The sequence below is a fragment of the Kitasatospora sp. NPDC057015 genome (genome assembly GCF_042673745.1).
In the GTDB taxonomy this organism is placed as follows: domain Bacteria; phylum Actinomycetota; class Actinomycetes; order Streptomycetales; family Streptomycetaceae; genus Kitasatospora.
The window spans coordinates 97,894-122,730 of the sequence record NZ_JBHUSG010000020.1 but is presented as its reverse complement, the minus strand read 5'-3'; the positions used below and the strand labels follow the sequence as shown (position 1 = coordinate 122,730).

Sequence of the window (24,837 nt, the reverse complement as noted above, 5' to 3'; positions counted from 1 at the left end):
CGCCGCCCCGGGAGAGTCTGGTCGCTCTCCCGGGGCGTCGGCATGCCCGGACACGGGGACCGGACACCGGCAGTGGACACCGGTACCGGACGGAGGCAGGGCCAAGCCCTCGGGGGGTGCCGGCGGGACGTCCTCACCGGCCCGGGGACCGCGACGACACGGGCCGCGCAGGACGACAGCGGACGGCAACGAGCCGGGGAGGACATCGGCGGACGGCAACGGGCAGCTCCGGCGGTGATGGCCAAACCCCCCTCGTGGCGGGCATGCTGGCCCTCCGTACCCGAGCCGCAGCCGCACGAGGAGCCGCACATGGCCAAGATCACCGTATCGCTCGATTCGGATCTCGCGATCGAGGTGATGCTGCTGTCCGGCACCAGGAGCCCGCAGGACGCGGTGGAGCTGATCGTCCGCGACTACCTGGCGCGGGGCCACCGCACCGAGGCCAGGACCGGCGACGCGGCCGACGGGCAGCGGGTCACCCAGCACCGGCCGCCCGTCCAGGAGGGCTGAGCCACCCGAAGGGCCGGTGTCCGGGCCGCAGCCGGCCCGGACAGCACTGGGCCCCCGGAGCGTCGATGACGCTCCGGGGGCCCACTGCGGTGCCAGGGCTCGGTGCTCAGTCCCCGCGGTTGGCCCGCGCGCCGGTGGAGCCGCGCATCACCAGCTCCGGCTGGAACATGAACTCGCCGCGCTGGGCGGCGTTCCCGCCGACCTCCTCCAGCAGGGCGTCGACGGCCGCGGTGGCCATCGCCTCGACCGGCTGACGGATGGTGGTCAGCGGCGGCTCGGTGAAGGCGATCAGCGGCGAGTCGTCGAAGCCGACCACCGAGATGTCCTGCGGCACGGCCAGGCCGCGCTGGCGCACGGCCCGGATCGCGCCGAGCGCCATCATGTCGCTGCCGCAGACGATCGCGGTGCAGCCCTTGTCGAGCAGCGCGCCGGCCGCCGCGTGACCGCCCTCCACGCTGAACAGCGTGTGGTGGACGAGCCCCTCGGCCTCCTCACGGCTGATCCCGAGCAGGTCCGTTATGGCCGCGGTGAACCCCTCGATCTTGCGCAGCACCGGGACGAAGCGGCGCTGGCCGACGGCCAGGCCGATCCGCTCGTGGCCGAGCTCCACCAGGTGCTGGACCGCCATCCACATCGCGGCCCGGTCGTCCGGTGAGATGAACGGCGCGGCGATCTTCTCGCTGTAGCCGTTGATCAGCACGAACGGCACCTGCCGGCCGGTGAGCTTGGCGTACCGGTCGTGGTCCGCCGTGGAGTCCGCGTGCAGGCCGGAGACGAAGACGATGCCGGCGACACCGCGCTCGACCAGCATCTCCACCAGTTCGTCCTCGGTGGACCCGCCCGGGGTCTGGGTGCAGAGCACCGGGGTGAACCCGTGGCGGCTGAGCACCTGCTCGATGACCTGGGCGAGCGCGGGGAAGATGGGGTTGCTGAGCTCGGGGGTGATCAGTCCGATCAGCCCCGCGCTGCGCTGGCGCAGCCGGGTCGGCCGCTCGTAGCCGAGCACGTCGAGCGCGGCCAGCACGGTCTGCCGTGTGGTGGCGGAAACGCCCGCCTTGCCGTTGAGGACGCGGCTGACGGTCGCTTCGCTGACCCCCGCCTGCGCCGCGATGTCCGAGAGTCGCGCCGTAGTCACGATCCCAGAGCCTATTGCAACCACGTCACACCGCCCACCACATGGTGCTGTCCGCCGCCAGAACGACCTCTCCGTCCAGCACGACAGCCTCGGTCGAGGAGAGCAGGATACGGCCGGGGGCCGCCATCCGGACCGGTTCGGGGCCCGTGTTCGCGGTGCAGACGAAGGTTCCGAGCGCGCTGTCGCGCCGGAAGGCCACCACGCCCTCGGGCGCGTCCAGCCAGGTCACCTCGGTGCCGGCGCCGAGCGCGGGGTGCTCCCGGCGGACGGCGAGGGCGCTGCGGTAGAGCTCCAGGGTGGAGGTCGGGTCGCCGGTCTGCGCCTCGACCGACAGCCCGGCCCACTCGGCCGGCTGCGGCAGCCAGCTGGGGCCGCCGGCCTCGGGACCGAAGCCGTACGGGGCCTCGGTGCCCGACCACGGGATCGGGACCCGGCAGCCGTCGCGGAAGCCGTCCTGGCCGGCCTGGCGGAAGAAGGACGGGTCCTGGCGGACCTCGTCCGGCAGATCGGTGACGTCCGGCAGGCCGAGCTCCTCGCCCTGGTACAGGTAGGCGGAGCCGGGCAGGGCGAGCATCAGCAGGCTGGCGGCGCGGGCGCGGCGCAGGCCGAGCTCCCGGTCGCCGGCGGTGCGGATCTGGGTGCCGCCGGGCGGGTTGGCGAAGCGGGTGGCGTGCCGGGTGACGTCGTGGTTGGAGAGCACCCAGGTGGCGGGGGCGTCGACCGGGCGCATCGCGTCCAGCGAGACGTCGATGACCTCGCGCAGCGCGGCGGCGTCCCAGTGGGTGCCCAGGTACTGGAAGTTGAAGGCCTGGTGCAGTTCGTCGGGGCGCACGTAGTTGGCGGTGCGCTGGACGGTCGGGGTCCAGGCCTCGGCAACGCCGATCCGCTCGCCCGGGTACTCGTCCAGGATCTTGCGCCAGACCCGGTAGATGTCGTGCACGCCGTCCTGGTCGAAGAACGGCATGACGTCGTTGCCGAGCAGCTTGAGCTGGTCGTGCGAGCCGAGGTCGGGCAGGCCGGCGGCCTTGACCATGCCGTGCGCGACGTCGATCCGGAACCCGTCGACACCCATGTCCAGCCAGAACCGCAGGATGGAGCGGAACTCGTCGGCGACGGCCTCGTTCTCCCAGTTGAAGTCGGGCTGCTCCGGGGCGAACAGGTGCAGGTACCAGTCGCCGGGGGTGCCGTCGGGGTTCACGGTGCGGGTCCAGGCCGGGCCGCCGAAGATGGACTCCCAGTCGTTCGGCGGGAGTTCGCCGTTCTCGCCCTTGCCGGGACGGAAGTGGTAGCGCTCGCGCAGCGCCGAGCCGGGGCCCTCGCGCAGGGCGCGCTGGAACCACTCGTGGGCGTCCGAGGAGTGGTTGGGCACCAGGTCCACGATGATCCGCAGGCCGAGCCCGTGGGCGTCGCGGATCAGGCCGTCGGCGTCCAGCAGGGTGCCGAACATCGGGTCCACCGCGCGGTAGTCGGCGACGTCGTAGCCGGCGTCGGCCTGCGGGGAGGCGTAGAAGGGGGACAGCCAGACGGCGTCCACGCCCAGGTCCTTCAGGTAGGGCAGCCGGCTGCGGATGCCCGGGAGGTCGCCCATGCCGTCACCGTTGGAGTCGGCGAAACTGCGCGGGTACACCTGATAGATGACCGCTTCCCGCCACCAGCCTCTGGACCGGCCGGCGTTGTCGGCGGCCACGGTCGCGGCAGCGGGGACGGCGGCGGCGGGCCGGGAGGTGTCGGCCAGGTTCTGGGTCATGGACAGTCATCCCTTGGGGACTAGGTGTCGAACCGGCCGCCGGGGTGAGGCGGCCGGTGCGCTGCAACAGGCGGTGTGACGAGGTGGGGTGTTCTCAGGACTTCGAGGCGCCGGCGGTCAGGCCGGTCACGAGGTGACGCTGCACCAGGTAGAACAGGAGCGAGGACGGGATCGCGATCAGCACCGCGGTCGCGGCCATCAGGTTCCACTGGGCGTCGTGCTCGCTGACGAAGGTCTGCAGGCCGACGGCCAGCGTGTACTTGTCGGAGCTGAGCATGAAGGTGGAGGCGAAGGCGACCTCGGCCCAGGCGGTGAGGAAGGAGTAGAACGCGGCCACCGCCAGGCCCGGCCGGGCGAGCGGCAGGACGAGCCGCCAGAAGGTGCCGAAGGGGCTCAGTCCGTCCACCCGGCCGGCTTCGTCGATCTCCACCGGGATGGTGTCGAAGTAGCCCTTCAGCAGCCAGGCGCAGTACGGCACGGTGGTGGTCGAGTAGACCAGGATCAGGCCGAGGTAGCTGTCCAGCAGGCCGAGGGTGGAGAGGATCGTGTACATCGGCACGATCAGCACCGCGATCGGGAACATCTGGGTGACCAGCAGCGACCACATCAGCGGTCGGTGGCCGGGGAAGCGCATCCGGGAGACGGCGTAGCCGGTGGTCGCGGCGATCAGCACGCCCACCACGGTGGTGACGCCGGAGACCAGCGCCGCGTTGCCGAACCAGGTGAAGAAGTCGGTGTCGAACAGCACCGTGGAGTAGTTCGACGTGGTCATCTTGTCGAGGATCGCGCCGGGGTGCAGGTAGTCGGTCTTGTCCGGGCCGAGCGAGATGAAGACGATCCAGAGGACCGGGAACAGGGCGATCAGGCTCGCCAGGATCAGCGCGCCGTGCGACAGCGTCTTGCCCAGCGGGCTCAGCTCGCCGCGCCGGCGGGTCTTCGCGGGCCCGGCCTTCGGGATGCCCGGTCCCGGGACGGTGATGGTGGGTCGGTCGGTGGTGGTGCTCATCGGGTTACCTGCCTTCTTGGCCGTCGTGGTCACGGAGAGGCGTCGGACGGACGCCTGGTCGACGAGGTCGCCGTCAGCCGTTCGCCTGCTCGTTGCGGGCCAGCCAGCGCCGGTAGAAGGAGGTGAAGACGATCAGGATGGACAGCAGGATCACGCCGTACGCGGCCGACTGCGCGTAGTCCCGGGGCTGCTGCCCGAAGCCGAGCCGGTAGGCCCAGGTGACCAGCAGCTGGGCGTCCGGAGCGCCGTTGCCGAAGAGCAGGAAGATCACCGCGAACTGGTTGAAGGTCCAGATCACACCGAGCAGCACGACGGTGCTGGACACCGTGCGCAGCCCCGGCAGGGTGACGTGGCGGAACCGCTGCCAGGCGGTGGCGCCGTCCATCTCGGCGGCCTCGTACAGCTCCGCGGGGATCGACTGCAGGCCGCCGAGCAGGGAGATCATCATGAACGGGACGCCGACCCAGGTGTTGACCAGGATCGCGGCGGCCTTCTGGCCCAGCGGGTCGTCCAGCCAGCCGGGCTCGGGCAGGTGCAGCGCGCCGAGCACGGTGTTGACGGCGCCGCCGTCGGAGAGCATCAGCCGCCAGGAGAAGACGGTCACGAAGGTCGGCACGGCCCAGGGCAGGATCAGCAGCAGCCGGTAGGCGCCGCGGCCGCGCAGCTTCTGGTTGAGCAGCAGGGCGAGTCCCAGGCCCAGCGAGTAGTGCAGGCAGACGCAGAGGACGGTCCAGGCGATGGTCCAGACGAAGTGCGACCAGAAACGGTCGTACGAGCCCGGGCCCCAGAGGATGTCGGCGTAGTTGTGCAGGCCGATGAAGTCGTAGGTCGCGGGGACCTTGTTGACGCCGATCTGGCGGGCCGAGTTGAGGCTGGTGGCGTCGGTGAGGGTGAGCCAGACGCCCTCGATCAGCGGGTAGAGCACGAGCACGCCGAGCACCAGGACGACCGGCGCGATCATCACGTAGGCGTACCAGTGCTTGCTGTACGAGCGCTTGAAACGCTCCACGAGGCCGGGACGCGGTTCGCGGTCACGGCTGCCCTTGCTGGGTGCACCCTGCACGGCGACTGCCATTTGTTGACACCTTTTCGAGAGATCCGCAGCCCGCTCGGCGACTGCTGTTCGTACGAGGGTGGCCGTGGGGCCCTGCTCCCCACGGCCGGGGGTCACTACTTGGCGAACTCCGGGAGGAGCTTCGCGTAGTCGGTGGCGATGGTGCTCAGGCCCTCCTGGGTGCTGGTGCCCTGGACGACCTTGCCGAGGTTGGTGCCCAGCGAGGCGAACAGCGAGCTGTACTCGGCCAGCTCGGGACGCGGCTTGGCACTGGCCAGCACCGCCTGGAAGCCGGCGATGCCCGGGTTGGCCTTGACCTCGGGGGTGAAGGCGTCGGCGCGGGTCGGCAGCGTGGAGTTCTTCTGCGCGATGAAGGCCTGGCTCTCGGCCGAGGTCATGAACGCGGCGAACTTCTCGGCGGCGGCCTTGTGGGCGGCGTCGGCGCCGGCGTAGACCGAGACGTTGTGGCCACCGGTCGGGGCACCGGCCTTGCCGGACGAGCCGGCCGGGACGGGGGCGATGCCGAGGTTGGCCTTGTCGGCGAACGCGGTGCCCTTGTAGATGTTGGTGATCTCCCACGGGCCCTGGATGATCGCCGCGACCTTGCCGCTGTTGAAGGCGTCCATCATGTGGGCGTAGGAGTCGCTGGTGACGTCGGCCTTGGCGGTGCCGGGCGCGGTGAAGAGGGTCTTGTAGGTCTCGACGGCCTTGGCGGCCTCCGGCGAGGTGATGGTGATCTTCTTGCCGGCGGCGTCGACGGTGTCGGTGCCCTCGCCGAACAGCAGCGGCATCGCGTAGTAGCCGTCACCGGCGCGCATCCAGAAGCCGTCCACGCCGGCCTTGTCCTTCAGCGCGGCGGCGTCGGTCTTGAGCTCGTCCCAGGTCTTCGGGGCGGCGGTGATGCCGGCCTTGGTGAAGAGGTCCTTGTTGTAGAGCAGGCCGAGGGTGTCGGTCACCAGCGGCACGCCGTAGAGCTTGCCCTGGTACTTGGCCTGCTGGACCAGGCTCGGCTGGAAGGCGTTGGCATCGGCGGCGGCGGGGGTGCCGTCCAGCGCCTCCAGGTAACCGGCCTTGGCGAAGGCGGCGGTCCAGCCGACCTCGGAGCGGAAGACGTCCGGCGCGCCCTTGGCCCCCATGGCGGTCTGCAGCTTGTTCTGCGCCTGGTCGAACGGGACGCTGACGAAGTCGACCTTGATGTTCGGGTTGGCGGCCTCGAACTTCTTGGCGAGCTCCTGGTAGTTCGGCGCCTCGTTGGTGGCGTTCGACGTGTCCCAGTAGGTGATGGTGACCGGTCCGTCGGCCTTGGTGTCAGAGCTGGAGCCGCCGCTGCTGCAAGCAGCCATCGAGACCGCGAGGGCCGCAACAAGGGCAGAGGCCGCGATGCCACGCCGCATGAGAACTCCTAGAAAGGTGGGGGTGCCCGAGATGGTGGAGGACCGCGCATAATGGCTGTCCCGTGCCGACTGCGCCGTTGCGGCCGTCGGGCTTGGGGAGGAACGTAACAGCGATGCAATCGCTGCGGAAAGGTCTTGCAGCAAGTTTCTGCAAGATCCTGGGATCGTTACGTCCGTGTGTCCTCGACGTAGCCGTGCGGTAGTCCAACGGCGACGGGATCGACCGACTTTGCCCTGATTCTCCCAGGGCCCTGACATGCCCAGCGCCCGCCCGATCCTCGACCCCACGGGCCGGCCGCCCCCTGCAAGCTTTCAGAGCGCCCTTGCGGGAGGGCGCCTGACATGGGCCTGCCATGCATTTAAAAGGATGCTCATCATTTATATTGAGGGAGCAGTACGCACGCCCTGGGCTCGCCCGCGGCCGGCCACCGGCATGCCCGCGAGCCCGTCCGCCGTCCGCCGTCCGCCGTTCATCGGCCTGGAGGAACCCCCGTGCTCTCCCCCGAGTCCACCGAGATCGTCCGCGCGACCCTGCCCGCCGTCGGCGGGGCCATCGGTGAGATCACCCCGCTCTTCTACGACACGATGTTCGCCGACCACCCCGAACTGGAACGCGACCTGTTCAACCGGGGCAACCAGGGCAGCGGCGCGCAGCGCAGCGCCCTGGCCGGGGCGATCGCGGCCTACGCGACCATGCTGGTCGAGCACCCCGAGGAGCGGACCGGGGCCATGCTGGCCCGGATCTCGCACAAGCACGCCTCGCTGGGCGTCACCGCCGACCAGTACAAGATCGTCCACAGCTACCTGTTCGGCGCCATCGTCCAGGTGCTCGGCGAGGCGGTCACCCCCGAGGTCGCCGCCGGCTGGGACGAGGTCTACTGGCTGATGGCCGGCGAGCTCATCGCCCTGGAGGCCAAGCACTACCAGGAGGCGGGCGTCGACCCGGGCGAGGTCTGGCAGCGGATGACCGTCGTCGAGCGGCGCCAGGAGAGCCGCGACGCGATCTCCCTCACCCTGCGGCCCGCCGACGGCGGCCCCACCCGCGCCTTCCGCCCCGGGCAGTACGTGAGCGTGGCCGTCCGGCTCGCCGACGGCGCCCGGCAGATCCGCCAGTACAGCCTGTCCGCCGCACCCGCGGCCGACACCTGGCGGATCACCGTGAAGCGCGTGCACGGCGGCGCCGGCCCGGACGGCGAGGTGTCCGGCTGGCTGCACGAGCACGTCCGGGCCGGCGACCCGCTGACGGTCTCGCTGCCCTTCGGCGACCTCACCCTGCCCGACCCGGCGCCCGGCACCGACGACGAGGCCCCGCTGCTGCTGGCCTCCGCCGGCATCGGCTGCACCCCCATGGCCGGCATCCTGGAGCACCTCGTGCGGACCGGCTCCACCCGCCGGGTGACCGTCGTGCACGGTGACCGCTCCCCCGCCGACCACGCGCACGCCGAGGAACTCGCCGACCTGGTCGCCGCGCTGCCGGGCGCGGTGATGCACCGCTGGTACGAGGAGGACGGCGACGGGCGCGGCGCGCCCGGCCTGGTGGACCTCGCGGCCGTCGACCTGCCGGAGGGCGTGCAGGCCTACCTCTGCGGCCCGCTGCCCTTCATGCGCGCCGCCCGGGCCGAACTCCTCCGCCGCGCGGTGCCCGCCCGGGCCGTGCACTACGAGGTCTTCGGCCCCGACCTCTGGCTCGCGGGCAACTGACGTACCGTACGGCCGCCGGCCCGGCGGGCACGGACCGCGCACAGCGGTGGGTGCCCGCCGGGCCGGCGGCCGTCGGACGCGTCACGCGGGGGCGGTCGGGTGTCAGGTCCCCGCCGGCGGGGGCGGGACGATCCGGATGGAGCAGACCCCGGGGGCGGAGAACGGGCGCAGGGCGATCGCGCCCGGGCGGCCCGCCCGTTCGGCGATCGCGTCCAGCAGGCCCTGGTGCACCGCGCAGACCACCTCGGGATGGCTCTCGGCGTTCTGCTGGAAGGGGCACTGGTGCAGCAGCACCCCGGCGCCGTCGGCCGCCAACTCCGGGCCGAATCCCCAGCCCTCGGCCTCCGCCAGCACCCGTTCCGCCAGCGCCCGGTCCGTCCACGGCCGGTCCGCCGGCGACCCGTCGGGGTGCGGCTGCTCGGAGAGGGACGGCTCGGAGAGGGACTGCTCGGCGGACGGCCGGTCGGACGCCGGCTCCCCGGGGGGCCGCCGGTCGGCCTCGCCGGCGCCCCAGGCCCGACCGGCCCGCTCCGCCCGGGCCGAGCGTTCGGCGGCGTCCGCGCCGTAGCCGAGCGAGAGCACCTCCACCAGCGTGCGGTAGGCCGTCAGCTGCTCGCGGGCGGGGGCCGCCGCGTACCGCAGTCGGGGGCGGCCCCGGCCGGCGGCCGGCTCCGGGCGCACCTCGACCAGCCCGGCCTCGACCAGGGCGGTGAGATGGTGCCGGACGGTGGTGACGTGCAGGTCCAGTGCCCCGGCGAGCTGCTCGGCGCCGAGCGGGCCGGCCGCCTCGGTCAGGGTCGCCAGCAGGGCCCGCCGGGCCGGCGCGGACAGCGCCTTGTGCACCCCGGGATCGCTGCTGTCCATACCGCCATATTACGGTGGCCGCCCCGCCGGCCGGCCGGGGAGACTGGGCCGATGCGCATCAGATCCGTGACGAGGGACGAGCTGCCGCTGCTGCGACAGATCGAGTGGGCGGCCTGCGAGTGCTTCCGGGCGATCGGGATGCCCGAGATCGCCGAGGACGAGCCGCTGCCGGTGGCGGCCCTCGCCCGCTACCTGGACGAGGGCACCGCCCTGGTGGTGGTCGACGCCGCCGACCGGCCGGTGGCCTATCTGCTCGCCGAGCCGGTCGACGGCGCCGTCCACATCGAGCAGGTGTCCGTACACCCGGAGCACGCCCGCCGGGGCCTCGGCCGCGCGTTGATCGACCACCTCGCGGCGCACACCGACGCCCCCGCGCTCACCCTGACCACCTTCGCCGAGGTGGCGTGGAACGCCCCCTACTACGAGCGCTGCGGGTTCCGCCCGCTGACCGGAGCCGAGCTCACCCCGGGCCTGCGGGAGATCCGCCGGCAGGAGGCCGCCCACGGTCTGGACCGCTGGCCGCGGCTCTGCATGCGCCGGGAGCTGCGGCGCTCGGGCCCCGCCGGGCCGGACCCGGCGGGTGCCTGAACCGGCCGGTCGGGCACCCGGTCGCCGCGCGACGCGGATCGGTGCACGGCGCCGCTCAGGGCGCGACGCCCAGCCGCAGCACGGTGGTCGAGCGGAACTCCCCGCCGGGCCGCAGCTCGGTGCTGGGGTACTCGGGGTGGTGCGGCGAGTCCGGGTGGTGCTGGGTCTCCAGGGCGATGCCCGCGTACGGGCCGTAGGGCACGCCGGCCGCACCGGTCACCGCGCCCGCGAAGCTGTTGGCGGTGTAGACCTGCAGGCCCGGCTCGGTGGTCAGGACCTCCAGGGTGCGTCCGGAGACCGGGTCCTCCAGCAGGGCCGCGCGCGCCGGGCTGCCGTCCGCCGGGCGCTCCCGCAGCACCCAGTTGTGGTCGTAGCCGCCCGGGGCGGTCAGCTGCGGGTGCGGGTCGTGGATGGCCTTGCCGACCGGCCGGGCCACGGTGAAGTCGAACGGCGTGCCGCTCACCGGCTCGTACGGCCCGTACGGGATCTGCCGCTCGTCCACCGGGGTGTAGGCGTCGGCGTCGACGGTGAGCAGGTGGCCGAGGATGTCGCCGCTGCCCTCGCCGGACAGGTTGAAGTACGCGTGGTTGGTGAGGTTGACGACCGTGGGGTGGCTGGTGGTGGCGTGGTAGGCGATGGTCAACTCCCCTGCCGCCGACAGGATGTAGTCGACCTGGACGTCGAGCCCGCCGGGGAACCCCTGGTCGCCGTCCGGGCTGTGCAGGCGCAGCCGGACCCCGTCCGGGATCTCCTCGGCCTGCCACATCCGGTTGGCGAAGCCGTCCGGACCGCCGTGCAGGGTCACTCCCCTGCCGGTGGGCATCAGCGGGTGCTCCACGCCGTCGAGGGCGATGCGGCTGTCGGCGATCCGGTTCGCGTAGCGGCCGACGGTGGCGCCGTAGTGCCGGGCCGGGCCGAGGACCTGCTGCAGATCCTCGCTGCTGAGCAGCAGTTGGGCGATCGCGCCGGTACGGTCCGGGGCCCGCAGGGTGTGCAGGGTGGCGCCGAGCGACAGCACGCTCGCCTCGTACGGGCCGGCCGTCAGGGTCCAGCGTTCGATCGCGGCGCCGGCGCCGCCCGGCTCGAAGGGAGCGCGCCGCACCGTCGTCCCCGACCGGCCGGCCCGCGTCTCGCCGCCGCCCCCGTCGGTGCCCTGCACACCAGCCCGCTGCGTCGCCATGACCTGCTCCTCAGTGGTCGCCGAGGCCCGCCGGACGGCCACCCCGCGTCGGTACGTGTTCGAGAGTGGGCGATCGTGTCGCCCGCCACCCAAAGCCTAGCCGGGGCCGGGGCCCGGGGCGCCACAGCGGGCCCCCGCGCGCCCCGACCTAACGGCGCCGGGGGCTCCCGGCGCCGCCGGCCTCACTCCTCGTCCGGCCCGGGCTCCTCGCCCGTCAGCCCGAGCGCCGCCGCGAGGCCCTCGGCGTCGGTGCCGGCCTTACGGTGGACGGCGGCCAGCCGGCGGTGCACCAGGCTCAGCGGCACGCCCAGTTCGAGCGCGATCCGCGGCGCCGGAACACCCTTGACGGCCAGTGCGGCGACCTCCCACTCACGCTGGCTGAGCGCGTCCCTGCTGACCGTCCGCAGCCGGTTGGGCCGCAGGCCGGACTTGGCGAGCTCCCGGCGGGCCCGGTTCACCAGACCGTCGGCGGCACAGTGCTGGGCCAGTTCGATGCCCTGGTAGAGGTACTCGGCGGCGTCGTCCAGCCGGCCGACCCGGCGCAGCGCGCACCCCAGGTCGACCAGCGCGACGGCGTGCTCGTACCCGGCCGGCGACTGTCCGAGGTGGCCGACCGCGGCCTCCAGCAGCTCGACCGCCTTCGGGCCGTCCGCGATCTCGGCCTGCAGCCGCAGTGCCGTGCCGATCGCCGAGGCCGCCCCGAAGGTCTTCGCCCGGGCGACCGACTCCTCAGCCAACTCCCAGGCGTGCTCCGGGTCCTCGCGGGACAGCGCGACCGCGAGGTGGCCGGCCCAGGGCGCCCACACCGTGTTGTGCCAGCCGCGTTCGGCGAGCTGCCCGCCGACCCGGGTGAGGGTGGCCGCGGCCGCCACGTGCTTGCCCTTGGCCAGCAGCAGCTTGCCGTACAGCGAGGGCGCGTCGGGCAGTACCATCGCGGTCGGGTGGTACGGCGGACCGAAGTTGTACTTCTGGGCGAGGTCCCAGGCCTCGTCCACCCGCCCGCGGGCGATCAGGGTGTCGATCAGCACGCCGACGGTGTCCCACTGCAGCGGGAGGCCGGGCCCGATCCGCTCGGACAGCCGAAGGCCCCGGCGCAGGAAGTCCTCGGCCTCGGCGAGCAGGCCGCGGCGGAACCTGGTCAGGCCCATCAGGAAGTAGGCGAAGCCGCGGTGCGCGCCGCTCCAGCCGGCCAGCTCGAACTCCATGATGGCGTCGGAGAAGAGCCGCTCGGCGAGGGCCAGCCGGTCGGTGTACGTGAAGGTGAGGCCGATGATCGCGGGCAGTTCGAAGCCCCAGGTGGTGCCGGTCCACTGCAGTCCGTCGGGCAGCCGACCGTCCTCCAGCGCCTCCTCCACCAGTGACAGCGCGATGGTGGCGGGCTCGCCGCGCAGGGTGAGGTCCCAGGCGCGCATCGCGAGGATCGCCCGCTCGGCGGTGCCCCGGCCCTGGAGTCCGCGCCAGAGCTCCTCCAGCCGGTGGGAGCGGGCCGGGCCGTCCTCCTCGGCCTTCTGCCAGGCCTGCCACATGAGCGAGGCGGCCTCCAGTCGAAGCCGGCCCGCCGGGTCCTTGGTCAGGCCGATCTCGTCCTTGCAGACCTGGGCGGCGGCGATCAGCTGACCGCTGCGGGCGAGCACCTCGGAGAGGCGGAAGGTGGCGTCGACCCGCAGTTCGGAGCGGAGCCCCTCGTCCGGGTCGAGGGCCAGCCGCAGCTGGTTGACGGTGGCGACCGGGTCGGTGAGCAGGGCCGAGCAGCCGAGCTCGTACAGCACCTCGGCGCGGTAGTCCTCGTCCGGCGGTTCGCTGAGGGCGCGCTTCAGACAGGCCTGGGCCGCCTCCGGGGCGCCGATGGCGAGGTGCTCGGCGGCGGCGCGGCGCAGTTTGCGCACCGTCCGGTCGTCGCCCTCGGGGTGGGTGGCGATCAGGTGCCGGGAGGCCGCGATCAGGCCGAGGCCGGCGTTCTCGATCTCGGTGAACGCCACTCCGTGCATGCCGGTGCGGGCGGCGTCCGGCATGGTCTTGTAGATGGAGGTGCCGATCAGCGGGTGGACGAACTCCAGGTTGCCGCCGGGCACCTGGGTGAGCACCCGGTGCTTGCGCAGCTGCTTGACCGCCTCGCCCGCGGCGTCCCTGCTCAACGCGGAGATCCGGGTGGCGAGTTCGGGGTTGATGTCGGTGCCGAGCAGGGCGGCGGCCCAGGCGAAGCGCAGGGTGGTGGTGCCGAGCTTCTCCAGCCAGGTCTTCAGGGTCATTCCGCGTGCCTCGGCGGCGAGTTCGCCGAGCATCGCGGTGTTCTCCTCGACCGGTTCGAGCTCGTGGTCGAGGACCTTGCCGATCAGGGCGGTGGCGTCGTAGGGGTTGCCCCGGGTGACCGACCAGACCTCGTAGCAGAACTGCTCGTCGGCGTCGGGGCCGAGCGCGTCCCGGACGATCTCGGACATCGAGTCGGGGGTGAGCGGCCGCAGCTCGTGCCGGCGGGTGGCCTGGGCGGCGATGGCCTGCTGGAACGGCAGCGCCTCCGGGGTGAACTCCTCGCCGTCGCGGTAGGCGGCCACCAGCAGCACCGGCAGTTCGCGCGAGCGGACGGCGAAGGCGGCGAGCCAGCTGAGCGACTCCAGGTCGGCCCAGTGCAGGTCGTCCACGATCATGACCAACGGGGCCCGGCGCGGGGCGAGTTGGGTGAGCACGTAGTCGAGGCCGTCGCGGATGCCCTGCGGGTCGATGGCGACCGCCTCGCTGCCCGGGCGGAACAGCCCGATGGCGGGGCCGACGGTGTCGTACCAGTTGCCGAAGACCTCGTTGCGCTCGGGCTCGGTGAGGCCGCCGAGCACGGGCTGCAGCAGTTGGCGCAGCACGTGGTACGGCTCGGTGTACTGCTGCTCGCCGCCGCGGGCGAACAGCACGGTGCAGCGCTCCCGGGTGTGGGCGCGCCGGCGGACCTCGTGCAGCAGGCTGGTCTTGCCGAGCCCGGCCTGACCGGAGAAGACCAGCAGTTCGCCGATCTCGGTGCCGCCGGCCGCGAACTCGCGGCAGAGCTTGTCCACGGCGGCCTCGGCGGAGCGCACCTCGGAGTCGCGGTCGCGCAGCGTGGTGCGCCCCTCCGCGGCGGGTGCGCCCGGCCGGCCGTCGGGTTCGCGCCCGGGCTCGGGTTCGCGCCCGGAGCCGATCGGACGCTCCGTCATTCCGCGCCCCTCCGACCGCCCGTCCTCGCGCTCGTCCCCGCCCCGCAGTTCGCGTTCCTCGGCCACCGCTACGCCCTCCGCCTCGCCGATCCGTGGTCCTGCCGATCCACGGCCCTGTCGCCGACACTAGCGCCGAGACGAACCCGGCGGGCGGCATTCGCGCAGGCGGAGGGGGAGATCGAGGGTTCGGAGCGGGTGCCCGGGGCAATTGCCCTGATATCCCTAACGTCCGATCATTCCATCAGATACCCTCGGGCCCTCGGGGCGCAGTTGATCTTCCGGTAAGTGACCCACACCCCCCACGACACTGGGAGTCCGATGTCTGACGACGACTCACTTCGCAACCCATTCCCACATCGGCGCAGCCCCTACCACGCCGAGGCCACCGAACTCCATCGTGCCTGGCTGGAGCGTCACCCACTGCTCCACGCCGACGGCTCCGTCGGCCACACCGGCTACGCGCACTGGGACGTGGTCGACCTCGCCGCACTCGGCTACCCCGACTCCGGACCGGAAGAACTCGCCCTCGCCGCCGACCTGATGGGGTTCTACTTCCTCTTCGACGACCAGTTCGACGGCCCGCTCGGCCGGCGGCCCGCCGAGGTGGCAGCCATCTGCGACCGGCTCGCGGCGATAATCCACGGCGCGAAGCCCGATCCGCACTCCCCCGCCGAGACCGCCTTCGACGACCTCTGGCGACGCAGCACGCTCGGCATGCCGGCCCGCTGGAGGGCGCGCGCCGCCTACAACTGGGAGTGGTACTTCGCCAGCCATCCCGCCGAGGCGGCCGGCCGGATCTCCGAGAGACCACCGGATCGCGACGGCTACCTGGCCCTGCGCCGCGGCACCGCCGCAATGGAGACCATCTTCGACATGATCGAGCGGCTCGGCCGCTTCGAGGTGCCGCTGGCCGCCCACCACCACCCGCTGCTCCGCCAGCTCCGCCAGCTCGCCGCCGACATACCCTCCCTCAGCAACGACGTCCGGTCCTACCCGAAGGAGGCACCCACCGGGGACGTCAACAACCTGGTGATGATCGTGCAGCGCGAGCGGGGCTGCTCGGCGGACGCGGCCTGCACCCTGGTCATGGCCGAAGCCCAGTTGATGATCGCACGCTGTGCCGACCTGGTCACCCAACTCCCGGAAGCCTACCGGATGCTGAGTCTCGACCAGGACCAGCAGGAGCGGGCCCGGAGGTACGCCACCGGCCTGACCGACTGGCTCGCCGGATACCTGCACTGGGAGGCCCGCACCGGCCGGTACCGGGTGGCCTGAACCGGCGCGGGGGCGCCGGACCGCCACCATCCGTGGATGTCCCCTGTACGCACCGTGGCGATCGGCCGCGCGGCGGGCTAGTGTGCACGGCGGCGGGCACCCGTCGCCGGCAGGAGGTGGACGGGCGCCCGGATCGAGCATCTGCCAGTCCTTCCGCCGGGCCGCCCCGCGGCCCGACACGCCGCCCCGGGCGGGCCGGGGCGGCGCCCGTCGCAGCGAGGAGACACCAGAGCATGACGGTCTACCAGCCCCCCGGCCAGCCCGGGAGCATCGTCACCTACCGCCCCCGGTACGAGCACTGGATCGGTGGTGAGTGGCGCCCGCCGGTGCGCGGGCAGTACTTCCAGAACCCGACCCCGGTGACCGGCGAGATATTCTGCGAGGTCGCCCGGGGCACCGCCGAGGACATCGAGGCCGCACTGGACGCGGCCCACGCCGCCGCCCCGGCCTGGGGCCGCACCTCGCCCGCCGACCGCGCCCAGGTGCTGCTGCGGATAGCCGACCGGATGGCCGGGCACCTGGAGGAACTGGCCGTCGCGGAGAGCTGGGAGAACGGCAAGCCGGTGCGCGAGACGCTGGCCGCCGACCTGCCGCTGGCCATCGACCACCTGCGCTACTTCGCCGGCGCGCTGCGGGCCCAGGAGGGCGGGCTGTCGCAGATCGACGACGACACGGTGGCCTACCACTTCCACGAACCGCTCGGCGTGGTCGGCCAGATCATCCCGTGGAACTTCCCCCTGCTGATGGCGGTCTGGAAGCTCGCCCCCGCGCTGGCGGCCGGCAACGCGGTGGTGCTGAAGCCCGCCGAGCAGACCCCGGCCTCCATCCTGCTGCTGATCGACCTGATCGCCGACCTGCTGCCGGCGGGCGTGCTGAACGTGGTCAGCGGCTTCGGCGTGGAGGCCGGCAAGCCGCTGGCCTCCAGCAGCCGGGTCCGCAAGATCGCCTTCACCGGTGAGACCACCACCGGCCGGCTGATCCTGCAGTACGCGAGCGGCAACCTGATCCCGGTCAGCCTGGAGCTCGGCGGCAAGAGCCCCAACCTGTTCTTCGCCGACGTCGCGGCCGAGCAGGACGCCTTCTACGACAAGGCACTGGAGGGCTTCGCGATGTTCGCCCTCAACCAGGGCGAGGTCTGCACGTGCCCGAGCCGGGCGCTGATCCAGTCCTCGATCTACGACCGCTTCCTCGGCGACGGCCTGGAGCGGGTGCGCGCGATGCGCCAGGGCGACCCGCTGGACACCGAGACCCAGGTCGGCGCGCAGGCCAGCAACGACCAGTTGGAGAAGATCCTCGCGTACATCGAGATCGGCCAGGCCGAGGGCGCCAAGCTGCTGGCCGGCGGCGAGCGCGTGGACCTCGGCGGGGCGCTGTCCGGCGGGTACTACGTGGCGCCGACGGTCTTCGAGGGCGACAACGGCATGCGGATCTTCCAGGAGGAGATCTTCGGCCCGGTGGTCGCGGTCACCCGCTTCGACGACTTCGCCGACGGCATCGAGATCGCCAACGACACCCTGTACGGGCTGGGCGCGGGCGTCTGGAGCCGCGACGGCGGCGTCGCCTACCGGGCCGGTCGGGCGATCCAGGCGGGCCGGGTGTGGACCAACTGCTACCACGCCTACCCCGCGCACGCGGCCTTCGGCGGCTACAAGAACTCGGGCATCGGCCGGGAGACCCACCGGGTGGCGCTGGAGCACTACCAGCAGACCAAGAACCTGCTGGTGAGCTACTCGCCGCAGGCCCTCGGGTTCTTCTAGGGTGGCCGCCTCCCGGGTGGCCGTCAGCAGCGCGGCCGCCGACCTGCTGAAACGGCTGGCGGCCGAGCACGGCCCACTGATGTTCCACCAGTCCGGCGGCTGCTGCGACGGCTCGGCGCCGATGTGCTACCCCGCCGGGGAGTTCCTCACCTCGGAGGCCGACCACCTGCTCGGCGAGCTGCTGGTGGACGGGCTGGACCCGATCCCGGTCTGGATCGGCCGCGACCAGTACGCCTACTGGTCGCACACCCACCTGACCATCGACGTGGTGCCCGGCCGCGGCAGCGGGTTCTCCCTCGAAACGCCCACCGGGCTGCGCTTCCTGACCCGCTCCCGGCTGCTGGAGGCCTGACCCGGGACCGGCCGGCCCGCGCGGTCGCCACGGGCGGCGGGCCGGTCGGCTACGGGAAGGGGCGCACCTGGGTCACGGTGGTGTCCCCGGCCCGGCGCCTGGCGTCCATGTCGTCGACCAGCTTCAGGATCGCCGCGTCCATCTGCTCCTTGGTCATGCCGTCGCCGTACTTCTCGTACAGGTCCATCCCGACCTTCATCGACATGTCGTCACCGGGGTCGTTGGTGCCGGTGCTGGCGATGCCGCCGTTGGCGCCCTCCATCAGCTCCGGGCGGCTGATGCCGGCGGCCCGGCCGACGTAGCCGTAGTGGATGTTGGAGTAGATGTCGTCCGACACCGAGAGGTCGCGGCCGGGCACCTTGAAGTAGAAGTCGTTCTTCGACTGGAGGTCGAACTTCTTCTCCAGCTGCGGCTTGTGGTCCCACGGGCCGCCGGTCTTCACCAGCTGGTACCAGAGCGCCAGGCCGGTGCCGCGGGAGCCCAGCCCGGCCCCCGGTGAGATCAGGCCCAGGGGCCCTTCGCTGGCCCTCATCAGGGTCCGGATCTTCGCCACCTCGGGGGAGGCGCTGTTGGTCCTCATCTCCCCGAAGATGAACTCGGACGACTCCCGGTACTTGTACTCCCCCAGCCCGCCCTTGGCGGCGGTCACGTCGGCGTACCCGCCGGGGTTGAACTCCATGTCGTCGGCGCCGGTGTCCTGCCCCAGCGCCCAGGCCGCGGCCCGGTCCGCCTCGTGGGCCCGGGCCCGGGCGTTGATGATCTCCTTGGAGAGTTGGTCGTTGACCTCCTTCTCCGCTGCCACGGCGTGCCAGTAGTCCACATGGATGCCCCAGGTCTCCGAGTCGGTGGTCACCGGGCGCAGCGGCTTCACCTCACCGCCCGGCCCGATGGTCCGGCCCAGCTTCGGGGCCTGCGCGTCGGTGAGCCGGCGGAGCTCCAGGCGGGCGATCTCGATCTCGCGGTGGGCGTCCACCAGGACGCCGTGGATCGCCTCGGCCTCCTTGGTGGCGTCCCGGAGCTCCTTGGACACCTTGTCCATGAAGGGCTTGGCCGCGTCGGCGTCCGCGCCCTGCCAGTCGGAGTCGCGGACCGGGACGATCACCCGGTCCCGGTAGGCGTCCTGCTGCTCCCCGAGCGGCTTGATCGCCGCCTGCCACGTGGCGGCGGCCTCGGCCAGTTCTTCCAGCGGTGCGGCCAGCACCTGTTCGTAGCTCAGCATGTCTCCCCCGAAGCTGTCGTGTGTCGTCGGCCCGCGGACGGCGGGCGGAGTCGTCGGCCCGCGGACGGCGGGCGGAGTCGTCGGCCCGCGGACGGCGGGCGGAGTCGTCGGCCCGCGGACGGCGGGCGGACGTGCTGCCGGTGCCGGTCGGCGACGGCTCAGTGGTAGTGCGCGCCGATCTCGGTCATCCGGCTCGCGATGGCGCTCTCGGTGGCGCTGTGCCCGTCGGCGTTGACGGTGAGGTTGCGGCTGGTGAGGTCGACGGCCTCGGTCACCGAGGCCAGTTGCTTGCGCCAGCGCGCGGCCGCGTCGCCCAGGGCCGCGCCGAGTTCGAACTGCTGGGCCCGCAGCTTGTCGGCCGCGTGGTAGCTGGGCTCCTCGGGAGCGCGGGCGGCGTCCAGCGCGACCGCGATGTCGTGGGCGGCGCCGGCCGCCAGCCGGAGCGCCGTCGGGTTCACCTTGATGCCGCCGCTCGCGCCGTCGGCCGGCTGCGTGCTGTTCAGCCGTGTTCCGGGCAGGCCCGACTCGGTACCGCTGACTGCCATGTTCTCCCCCGTGCTGCTGGTCGTCCGGGAGAGTCTCCCCCCGGAGCCGTGCAGATGATCTTATCGGACATGTCCGACCTCCCCCGGTCGGGGCGGACCGCGACCGGCCCGCCCCGACCCGGGCGACACGGCGTCAGGTGCCGAGCAGGCGGGTCTTGGCGGTACTGAACTCCTCGGGGGTGAGCAGGCCCTGCTGGACCATCCGGCCGAGCTCGGTCAGCTTGTCGGCGAGGTCGGGCACCGGGGCCGCGGCGGCGGTCTGCACCGGCGGCGGGTACGGGGGCGGTCCGCCGTAGGGGGGCGCGGTGGGGTATCCGGGCGCCGTCGGATATCCGGGCGGCGCGGGGTGGGCCTGCTGCGCCGGACCGGAGGCCGGTTGCTGCTGGGCCGGTTGCTGCTGGGCCTGGAACTGCTGGGCCTGGAGGTCGGCGATGGCCTCGTCCTGGTCCTGCTCGGCGCGCTGCGAGCGGGCGGCGCTGCGGCCGGCGGCGTAGGCGGCGCCGCCCACCACCAGACCGCGGACCAGCGGGGCCCCCACCGGCCGCCTGACCCTCAGCGGACGGATCGGGCGCATGGGTCTGAACACGGCGTCCTCACTTCCCTGCCGTACGCCGCGCCTCGGCGGCGCGGACGGCCTCTTCGATGTTCTCCGGCGGGATCCGCACGCCGGAGGCGATCCGCCCGCCGACCGCCCGCAGCGCGTCGGCGGCGGCCTGGGCCCAGACGTGCTCGATCAGGACGATCAGCGCCACCGAGCCGGGCTCCAGCAGTTCGGCGGCCTCCTGGGCGTCCTCCGGTCCGATCAGCGGCAGTTCGGCGTTGCCGCCCGGGACCACGCCGTCGAGGTGCTCGAAGTCCGCCAGCTCGCCGTACGTCGTCTCACCGTCGGGGCGGCGGGTGACGACGAGCGAGTCGATCACCCTGATGTCGCCGCCGGTGCTCAGCTTGGCCAGGGCCGCCGCGGCCTCGACCGTGATGGTCTCCAGCGGGAACGTCAGGACGAGCAGTTCGGCCGGCCCCATTCCGGACCTCCTTCCGTACAGGATTCACCCATAGGCGGATACAAACACACGAATGGACCGATTCACCGACGCGCCGCGCGCGGATCGAGGCCGCCGACCCGGTTGCCCCTCACCGTGGGAGGCGGCGGGCCGCACCCGGCGCCATCCGGGCGCACCCGCCCCCGCACGGCGCGACGCCGGACCTGCGCGCGCCACCGAACCCAAGGAGTGAACCGATGGCCATCGCCGTTGACAAACTGTCGGACCCGGCGGTCCGCGCCCTGGTAGCCGCGATCAACGCGGGCGACCGGGAGGCGTTCCGGGAGGTGCTCGCGCCGGACGCGACCATGTCCGACGACGGGAGCGACCGCGACCTCGACGACTGGACGGAGCGGGAGATCTTCTCCTCGCGCGGTCACATGGACGTCCGCTCCGAGTCGGCCGCGGGTCGGGCCCTGATCGCCGACTACCGCAACGACACCTGGGGCGAGATGCGGACCGCCTGGCGGTTCACGGTCGACGGCGGGAAGATCACCCACTTCGAGACCGGCCAGGCCTGACCGGTCGCGGGGCCGCCGGCCCGGCCCCGCGCCGGGCGGGCGGCGCCTGCGCCGCACGGTGGCCCCGCGGGTACGCGAGCGACGGTCAGGGCCGGGCGGCCTTCTCCGGCAGGCAGGCCAGGACGGCCTTGATCAGCGTGCGGGAGCGGATGTCGCCGGTGACACCGGGCTGCATCCCGTTGGTCACGTAGCCGAAGCCGATCCCCAGCTCCGGATCGGCGAAGCCGAGCGAACCGCCGCGGCCCGGGTGACCGAAGCTCGCGGGCGAGCCCATCAGCGAGGTCGGGCCGTGCCGGAAGAAGCCCAGACCGAAGGTCGACTTCACGATCAGGACCTTGTCCGGCCCGCTGACGGCCGGCCCCATCGCCCTGGCCAGCAGCTCAGGGCCGAGCAGCGGCGCCGGGGGCAGCTCCCAGCCGGAGGCCGCGGAGGGCTCGCCGGCCGCCCAGCCGTGCCGGTCGGCCGCGCCGATCAGCGCGGCGTAGAAGCGCGCCAGCGAGCGGGCCGTGCCGATGCCGCCGGCGCCGGGGATCTCGGCCGCCTGCACCGCCGGGTCGTTGAGGTCGACCATCGAGCGGACCGAGGCGAAGGCCCGGGCGGTCAGCGAGGACGGGTCGCGGTAGGCGTCCACCACGGCCTGCTTGGGCCGCACCCGCAGTCCGCCCGGTCCGGACTGGGCCGCCTCGGGGGCGGGCAGGTCGACCAGCCGGCCGACCCGCGGGGCGGCGCCGGACGGCAGGCCGATCCACAGGTCCAGTCCCGCCGGGCGGGCGATCTCCTCCGCGAAGTACTGGCCCACCGTGCGTCCGCTGACCCGCCGGATCACCTCGCCGACCAGCCAGCCGAAGGTGTACGGGTGGTAGCCGTGCGCGGTGCCCGGCTCCCAGGCGGGGGCCTGGGCGGCGACGGCCGCGGCGGCGGGCTCCCAGGTGAGGACGTCCTCCAGGCGCAGCGGCACGTCCAGCGCGGGCAGTCCGGCCTGGTGGGACAGCAGCCAGTGCACCGGCAGCCGGCCCTTGCCGGCGGCGGCGAACTCCGGCCAGTAGGAGGCCACCGGTGCGTCCAGGTCCAGCAGGCCGCGTTCGGCCAGGTGCAGGGCGGCGGTGGCGGTCAGGCCCTTGGTGACCGAGCGCAGCACCTGGGCGGTGTCCGCCGTCCAGGGCACCGCCGGCGCGGGGCGTCCGCCGACCTCCGGCCGGGCGTCGCCGCCCCAGAGGTCGACCACCTTGCGGCCGTGCACGTACAGCGCGAAGGCGGCGCCGAGCTCGCCGTACTCGCGGAAGTTCCGGGTGAACGCCTCGCGCACGGGCTCGAAGCCCTCGGCCGTCTCGCCCCAGATCTCCACCGTGCGCCACCCTCTCCCGCTGCGTCCGAGCACGGCCACCGGCGCTCGGCCGGCCCCGCCCGCGGCGGCTTCGGCCGACCCGCGGTCCGACTCGAACATCGATCCGATGATCCGACTGTCCATCGATATCGGAACCCTATCCGGACCCTGCCCGGGGCACCGCCGCGGCGGCCTGCGCACGGCGGCCGGCCCTCGGTACGGTGACGGTCATGACCGAACCCGGCACGCCGTCCCCCGCCCCCGCCGACCACCTCGGTGCGCCCGCCGAACCCGCCGATGCCGCCGATCCCGCCCGCGAGGTGCTGGACGTCGTCGACGCGCAGGACCGGGTGACCGGAACGGCGACGCGCGGCGAGGTGTACCGGCTGGGACTGACCCACCGCTGCGTCTTCGTCCTGGTCCGCGACCCCCGGGGGCGGATCTTCGTGCACCGGCGGACGGACACCAAGATGTTCGCGCCCGGGGCGTACGACATGTTCGTCGGCGGCGTGGTCGGCGCCGGGGAGTCCTACCCGGACGCGGCCGTCCGCGAGGCCGAGGAGGAGCTCGGCGTGAGCGGCATCCGGCCCCGGCCGCTGTTCAGGTTCCTCTTCGAACAGGAGGGTCTCTCCTGGTGGTGCGACGTGTCCGAGGCCACCTGGGACGGGCCGGTCGCCCCCCAGGTCGAGGAGGTCGCCTGGCACGGCTGGCTGACGGAGGCCGAACTCCACGCCCGCCTCACCGACTGGGACGTCGTCCCGGACGGGCGCGAGGCCTACCGGCGCTACCTGGAGTTCTCCGCGCGCTGACGGCCGACCCGCGGGGGCCGCCGCCGCGCCGTCACCGGTCGGCGCCCGGCGGTCGGTCGCGCCGGTCCTGCGGCGGGTCGCCGTCCCAGTCCGGATGCTCGCGCACCGCCCAGAGCCGGTCCACGGTGCCGGTGCGCATCCCGAGCCGGGCCTCCGGGTCGCGGACGGCCATCCAGACGTGCCCGAGCACCACCACACCGACCGCCAGGGCCAGCCAGTCGTGGACGAAGGTCGCGCCGGTGCGCCAGACCAGCGGAGCCAGGTGGGTGAACCACATCAACAGGCCGGTGCCGAGCATGACCAGGGCCGCCCCCGCGATCCAGGACGCGTACAGCTTCTGGCCCGCGTTGAACTTGCCGGCCGGGCGCCGCGGCAGACGGCGGCGCACCGCCCGCAGCCACATCCGGTCCTGCGGCAGGAAGCGGCCCAGCCGGGAGAGGTCGGCCCGCAGCGCGCGCGAGCCGAGCCCGAGCAGCAGCGGGAGCGGGAGCAGCAGTCCGGCCCACTCGTGCACGACCACCACCAGGCGCCGGCGGCCCACGAGTTGGGCCAGGTCGGGCACGTACAGGAAGGCCGCCGTCAGCAGGCAGGTGAGCATCAGCGCGGAGGTCGACCGGTGCACCCAGCGCTCGGCGCGGGCGAAGCGGGCCAGCCGCTCACCCGGTGGGGGCGTCGTCGCGTCCGTTGGAGCGTCCGACCCAGGCGTCGACGTCATAGCCGTAGTGCTCCCAGTAGCCGGGTTGGACGGTGGAGGTGAGGGTGATCCCCGAGAGCCACTTCGCGGACTTGTAGAAGTACATCGGCGCCACGTAGAGCCGGACCGGCCCGCCGTGCTCGTGCGTCACCGGCCGGTCCTGCATCCGCAGCGCGACCAGCACGTCCTCGCGGCGGGCCTGGTCCAGGGTGAGGCTCTCGCTGTAGCTGCCGTCGAAGCAGGTGAAGCGGACGGCGGTGGCCCCGGCCCGTACGCCCGCGGCGTCCAGCAGGTGCGACAGGCGCACCCCCTCGAACGGGGTGCCGGGCACCCGCCAGCCGGTGACGCACTGGACGTCGTGCACGATCCGGGTCTGCGGCATCGCCTGCAGGTCGGCGAGCCGCAGCGAGCCCGGCCGGTCGACCAGGCCGTCCACGGTGAGGGTGTAGTCCTCGGCCGTGCGGGTCGGCACGGAGGCGACCACCGAGTAGTAGCGGAAGCCGCCGCCGGGCAGCAGTCCGGTGAGGCCGGTCGGGTCCTTCTCGCTGACCTTGGACACCACGGTGTCGGCCGCGCGCTGGAGGTAGGGGCCCGCCGCGACACCGGCCGCCCCGAGACCCAGCATGCCGAGGACGACGCGGCGGCCGATCGGCGTGCCACGGCCCGCGGGCGGGCCGGACCCGGCGGGCCGCTCGCGCTCGGCGGGGCGGCCGTCGCCGGCAGGGGTGCCGTCACCGGCGGGGCTGTCGTTCACCCCTCCATTCGAACAGCTCGGGGCGGGCAGGGCCAGAGCCGACGGCCGGACGTCAGGGTTTCGTCACTTCCTCCGACCCGCGGGAGGCCGCGGGGGTCGGAGGGAGCCGGCGGGGGTCCGCGCCGCCGGTCCGCGGACCGGCGGGCCGTAGTGGATCACGACTCGGCGGACCGGCCGGATAGGGTGGCG

General features: G+C 73.1%; 23 protein-coding genes. 8 read left to right on the top strand and 15 right to left on the bottom strand.

Translation table 11 applies throughout. The features are described from left to right. Positions 1–309 precede the first annotated feature (309 nt). Positions 310–510 (top strand): hypothetical protein, encoded by a 201-nt coding sequence (locus ACFTWP_RS20545; protein ID WP_380266032.1) that lies wholly within the window; start codon positions 310–312, stop codon positions 508–510. Between the two features lie 106 nt (positions 511–616). Here ACFTWP_RS20545 and ACFTWP_RS20540 read toward each other — a convergent pair whose 3' ends face one another. The 5 genes from ACFTWP_RS20540 to ACFTWP_RS20520 all read right to left on the bottom strand — a co-directional run bounded on the left by ACFTWP_RS20540 (position 617) and on the right by ACFTWP_RS20520 (position 6,846). Then, on the bottom strand, positions 617–1,645 hold the full coding sequence (locus tag ACFTWP_RS20540; RefSeq protein ID WP_380266031.1) for a LacI family DNA-binding transcriptional regulator: 1,029 nt from the start codon (positions 1,643–1,645) through the stop codon (positions 617–619). Positions 1,646–1,670: 25 nt separating this feature from the next. Beyond that, complete coding sequence (locus tag ACFTWP_RS20535) at positions 1,671–3,392, bottom strand: glycoside hydrolase family 13 protein (protein WP_380266030.1); 1,722 nt, start codon at positions 3,390–3,392, stop codon at positions 1,671–1,673. A 94-nt stretch (positions 3,393–3,486) separates the two neighbouring features. Continuing rightward, positions 3,487–4,398 (bottom strand): sugar ABC transporter permease, encoded by a 912-nt coding sequence (locus tag ACFTWP_RS20530; protein ID WP_380266029.1) that lies wholly within the window; start codon positions 4,396–4,398, stop codon positions 3,487–3,489. 73 nt (positions 4,399–4,471) lie between these two features. After that, positions 4,472–5,473 carry a carbohydrate ABC transporter permease gene (locus tag ACFTWP_RS20525; protein WP_380266028.1) on the bottom strand — a complete coding sequence of 334 codons (1,002 nt, stop codon included), beginning with the start codon at positions 5,471–5,473 and terminating at the stop codon, positions 4,472–4,474. A 95-nt stretch (positions 5,474–5,568) separates the two neighbouring features. After that, positions 5,569–6,846: an extracellular solute-binding protein gene (locus tag ACFTWP_RS20520; RefSeq protein ID WP_380266027.1), complete on the bottom strand. Its 1,278-nt coding sequence runs from the start codon at positions 6,844–6,846 to the stop codon at positions 5,569–5,571. Between the two features lie 492 nt (positions 6,847–7,338). On the opposite strand from ACFTWP_RS20520, the gene ACFTWP_RS20515 reads away from it, so the two are divergent. Then, positions 7,339–8,547 carry a globin domain-containing protein gene (locus ACFTWP_RS20515; protein ID WP_380266026.1) on the top strand — a complete coding sequence of 403 codons (1,209 nt, stop codon included), beginning with the start codon at positions 7,339–7,341 and terminating at the stop codon, positions 8,545–8,547. A gap of 102 nt (positions 8,548–8,649) precedes the next feature. Here the strand turns inward: ACFTWP_RS20515 and ACFTWP_RS20510 are convergent, their stop codons facing one another. Then, positions 8,650–9,411 (bottom strand): helix-turn-helix transcriptional regulator, encoded by a 762-nt coding sequence (locus ACFTWP_RS20510; RefSeq protein WP_380266025.1) that lies wholly within the window; start codon positions 9,409–9,411, stop codon positions 8,650–8,652. Between the two features lie 51 nt (positions 9,412–9,462). Here ACFTWP_RS20510 and ACFTWP_RS20505 point away from each other — a divergent pair, with 51 nt between their 5' ends. Next, the gene (locus ACFTWP_RS20505) at positions 9,463–9,999 is read left to right on the top strand and encodes a GNAT family N-acetyltransferase (protein ID WP_380266024.1); all 537 of its coding nucleotides are present in this window, start codon (positions 9,463–9,465) and stop codon (positions 9,997–9,999) included. A 55-nt stretch (positions 10,000–10,054) separates the two neighbouring features. Here ACFTWP_RS20505 and ACFTWP_RS20500 read toward each other — a convergent pair whose 3' ends face one another. Both ACFTWP_RS20500 and ACFTWP_RS20495 read right to left on the bottom strand, forming a co-directional pair. Then, a complete protein-coding gene (locus ACFTWP_RS20500; RefSeq protein WP_380266023.1) occupies positions 10,055–11,179 on the bottom strand; it encodes an aldose epimerase family protein in 1,125 nt (374 codons plus the stop codon). Positions 11,180–11,361: 182 nt separating this feature from the next. Next, on the bottom strand, positions 11,362–14,358 hold the full coding sequence (locus ACFTWP_RS20495) for an ATP-binding protein (RefSeq protein ID WP_380266021.1): 2,997 nt from the start codon (positions 14,356–14,358) through the stop codon (positions 11,362–11,364). 318 nt (positions 14,359–14,676) lie between these two features. Here ACFTWP_RS20495 and ACFTWP_RS20490 point away from each other — a divergent pair, with 318 nt between their 5' ends. From ACFTWP_RS20490 to ACFTWP_RS20480, 3 genes are all read left to right on the top strand, one after another. Beyond that, positions 14,677–15,633 carry a terpene cyclase gene (locus ACFTWP_RS20490; RefSeq protein ID WP_380266020.1) on the top strand — a complete coding sequence of 319 codons (957 nt, stop codon included), beginning with the start codon at positions 14,677–14,679 and terminating at the stop codon, positions 15,631–15,633. A 233-nt stretch (positions 15,634–15,866) separates the two neighbouring features. Further along, a complete protein-coding gene (locus ACFTWP_RS20485) occupies positions 15,867–17,390 on the top strand; it encodes an aldehyde dehydrogenase family protein (protein ID WP_380266019.1) in 1,524 nt (507 codons plus the stop codon). Between the two features lie 16 nt (positions 17,391–17,406). Further along, positions 17,407–17,742: a DUF779 domain-containing protein gene (locus tag ACFTWP_RS20480; RefSeq protein ID WP_373311283.1), complete on the top strand. Its 336-nt coding sequence runs from the start codon at positions 17,407–17,409 to the stop codon at positions 17,740–17,742. 49 nt (positions 17,743–17,791) lie between these two features. Here the strand turns inward: ACFTWP_RS20480 and ACFTWP_RS20475 are convergent, their stop codons facing one another. From ACFTWP_RS20475 to ACFTWP_RS20460, 4 genes are all read right to left on the bottom strand, one after another. Then, a complete protein-coding gene (locus ACFTWP_RS20475) occupies positions 17,792–18,961 on the bottom strand; it encodes a polymorphic toxin type 44 domain-containing protein (protein ID WP_380266018.1) in 1,170 nt (389 codons plus the stop codon). Positions 18,962–19,119: 158 nt separating this feature from the next. Beyond that, on the bottom strand, positions 19,120–19,506 hold the full coding sequence (locus ACFTWP_RS20470) for a hypothetical protein (protein ID WP_380266017.1): 387 nt from the start codon (positions 19,504–19,506) through the stop codon (positions 19,120–19,122). Between the two features lie 133 nt (positions 19,507–19,639). After that, complete coding sequence (locus tag ACFTWP_RS20465) at positions 19,640–20,092, bottom strand: SHOCT domain-containing protein (RefSeq protein WP_380266016.1); 453 nt, start codon at positions 20,090–20,092, stop codon at positions 19,640–19,642. Positions 20,093–20,099: 7 nt separating this feature from the next. Next, entirely contained in the window at positions 20,100–20,528 is a 429-nt protein-coding gene (locus ACFTWP_RS20460) for a DUF6325 family protein (protein ID WP_380266015.1), read from the bottom strand. Positions 20,529–20,743: 215 nt separating this feature from the next. Between ACFTWP_RS20460 and ACFTWP_RS20455 the strand changes: the two genes are divergently transcribed. Beyond that, on the top strand, positions 20,744–21,067 hold the full coding sequence (locus tag ACFTWP_RS20455) for a nuclear transport factor 2 family protein (protein WP_380266014.1): 324 nt from the start codon (positions 20,744–20,746) through the stop codon (positions 21,065–21,067). Between the two features lie 85 nt (positions 21,068–21,152). Here the strand turns inward: ACFTWP_RS20455 and ACFTWP_RS20450 are convergent, their stop codons facing one another. Continuing rightward, positions 21,153–22,511 (bottom strand): serine hydrolase domain-containing protein, encoded by a 1,359-nt coding sequence (locus ACFTWP_RS20450; protein WP_380266013.1) that lies wholly within the window; start codon positions 22,509–22,511, stop codon positions 21,153–21,155. Between the two features lie 110 nt (positions 22,512–22,621). Between ACFTWP_RS20450 and ACFTWP_RS20445 the strand changes: the two genes are divergently transcribed. Next, positions 22,622–23,200, top strand: a complete 579-nt coding sequence (locus ACFTWP_RS20445) for an NUDIX hydrolase (protein ID WP_380266012.1) — start codon at positions 22,622–22,624, stop codon at positions 23,198–23,200. A gap of 31 nt (positions 23,201–23,231) precedes the next feature. Here ACFTWP_RS20445 and ACFTWP_RS20440 read toward each other — a convergent pair whose 3' ends face one another. Together ACFTWP_RS20440 and ACFTWP_RS20435 are read right to left on the bottom strand one after the other, a co-directional pair. Then, positions 23,232–23,915 (bottom strand): cytochrome b/b6 domain-containing protein, encoded by a 684-nt coding sequence (locus tag ACFTWP_RS20440; RefSeq protein ID WP_380266010.1) that lies wholly within the window; start codon positions 23,913–23,915, stop codon positions 23,232–23,234. After that, a complete protein-coding gene (locus ACFTWP_RS20435; protein WP_380266009.1) occupies positions 23,857–24,648 on the bottom strand; it encodes a molybdopterin-dependent oxidoreductase in 792 nt (263 codons plus the stop codon). The genes ACFTWP_RS20440 and ACFTWP_RS20435 overlap by 59 nt, the downstream gene beginning before the upstream one ends. Positions 24,649–24,837: the final 189 nt, after the last annotated feature.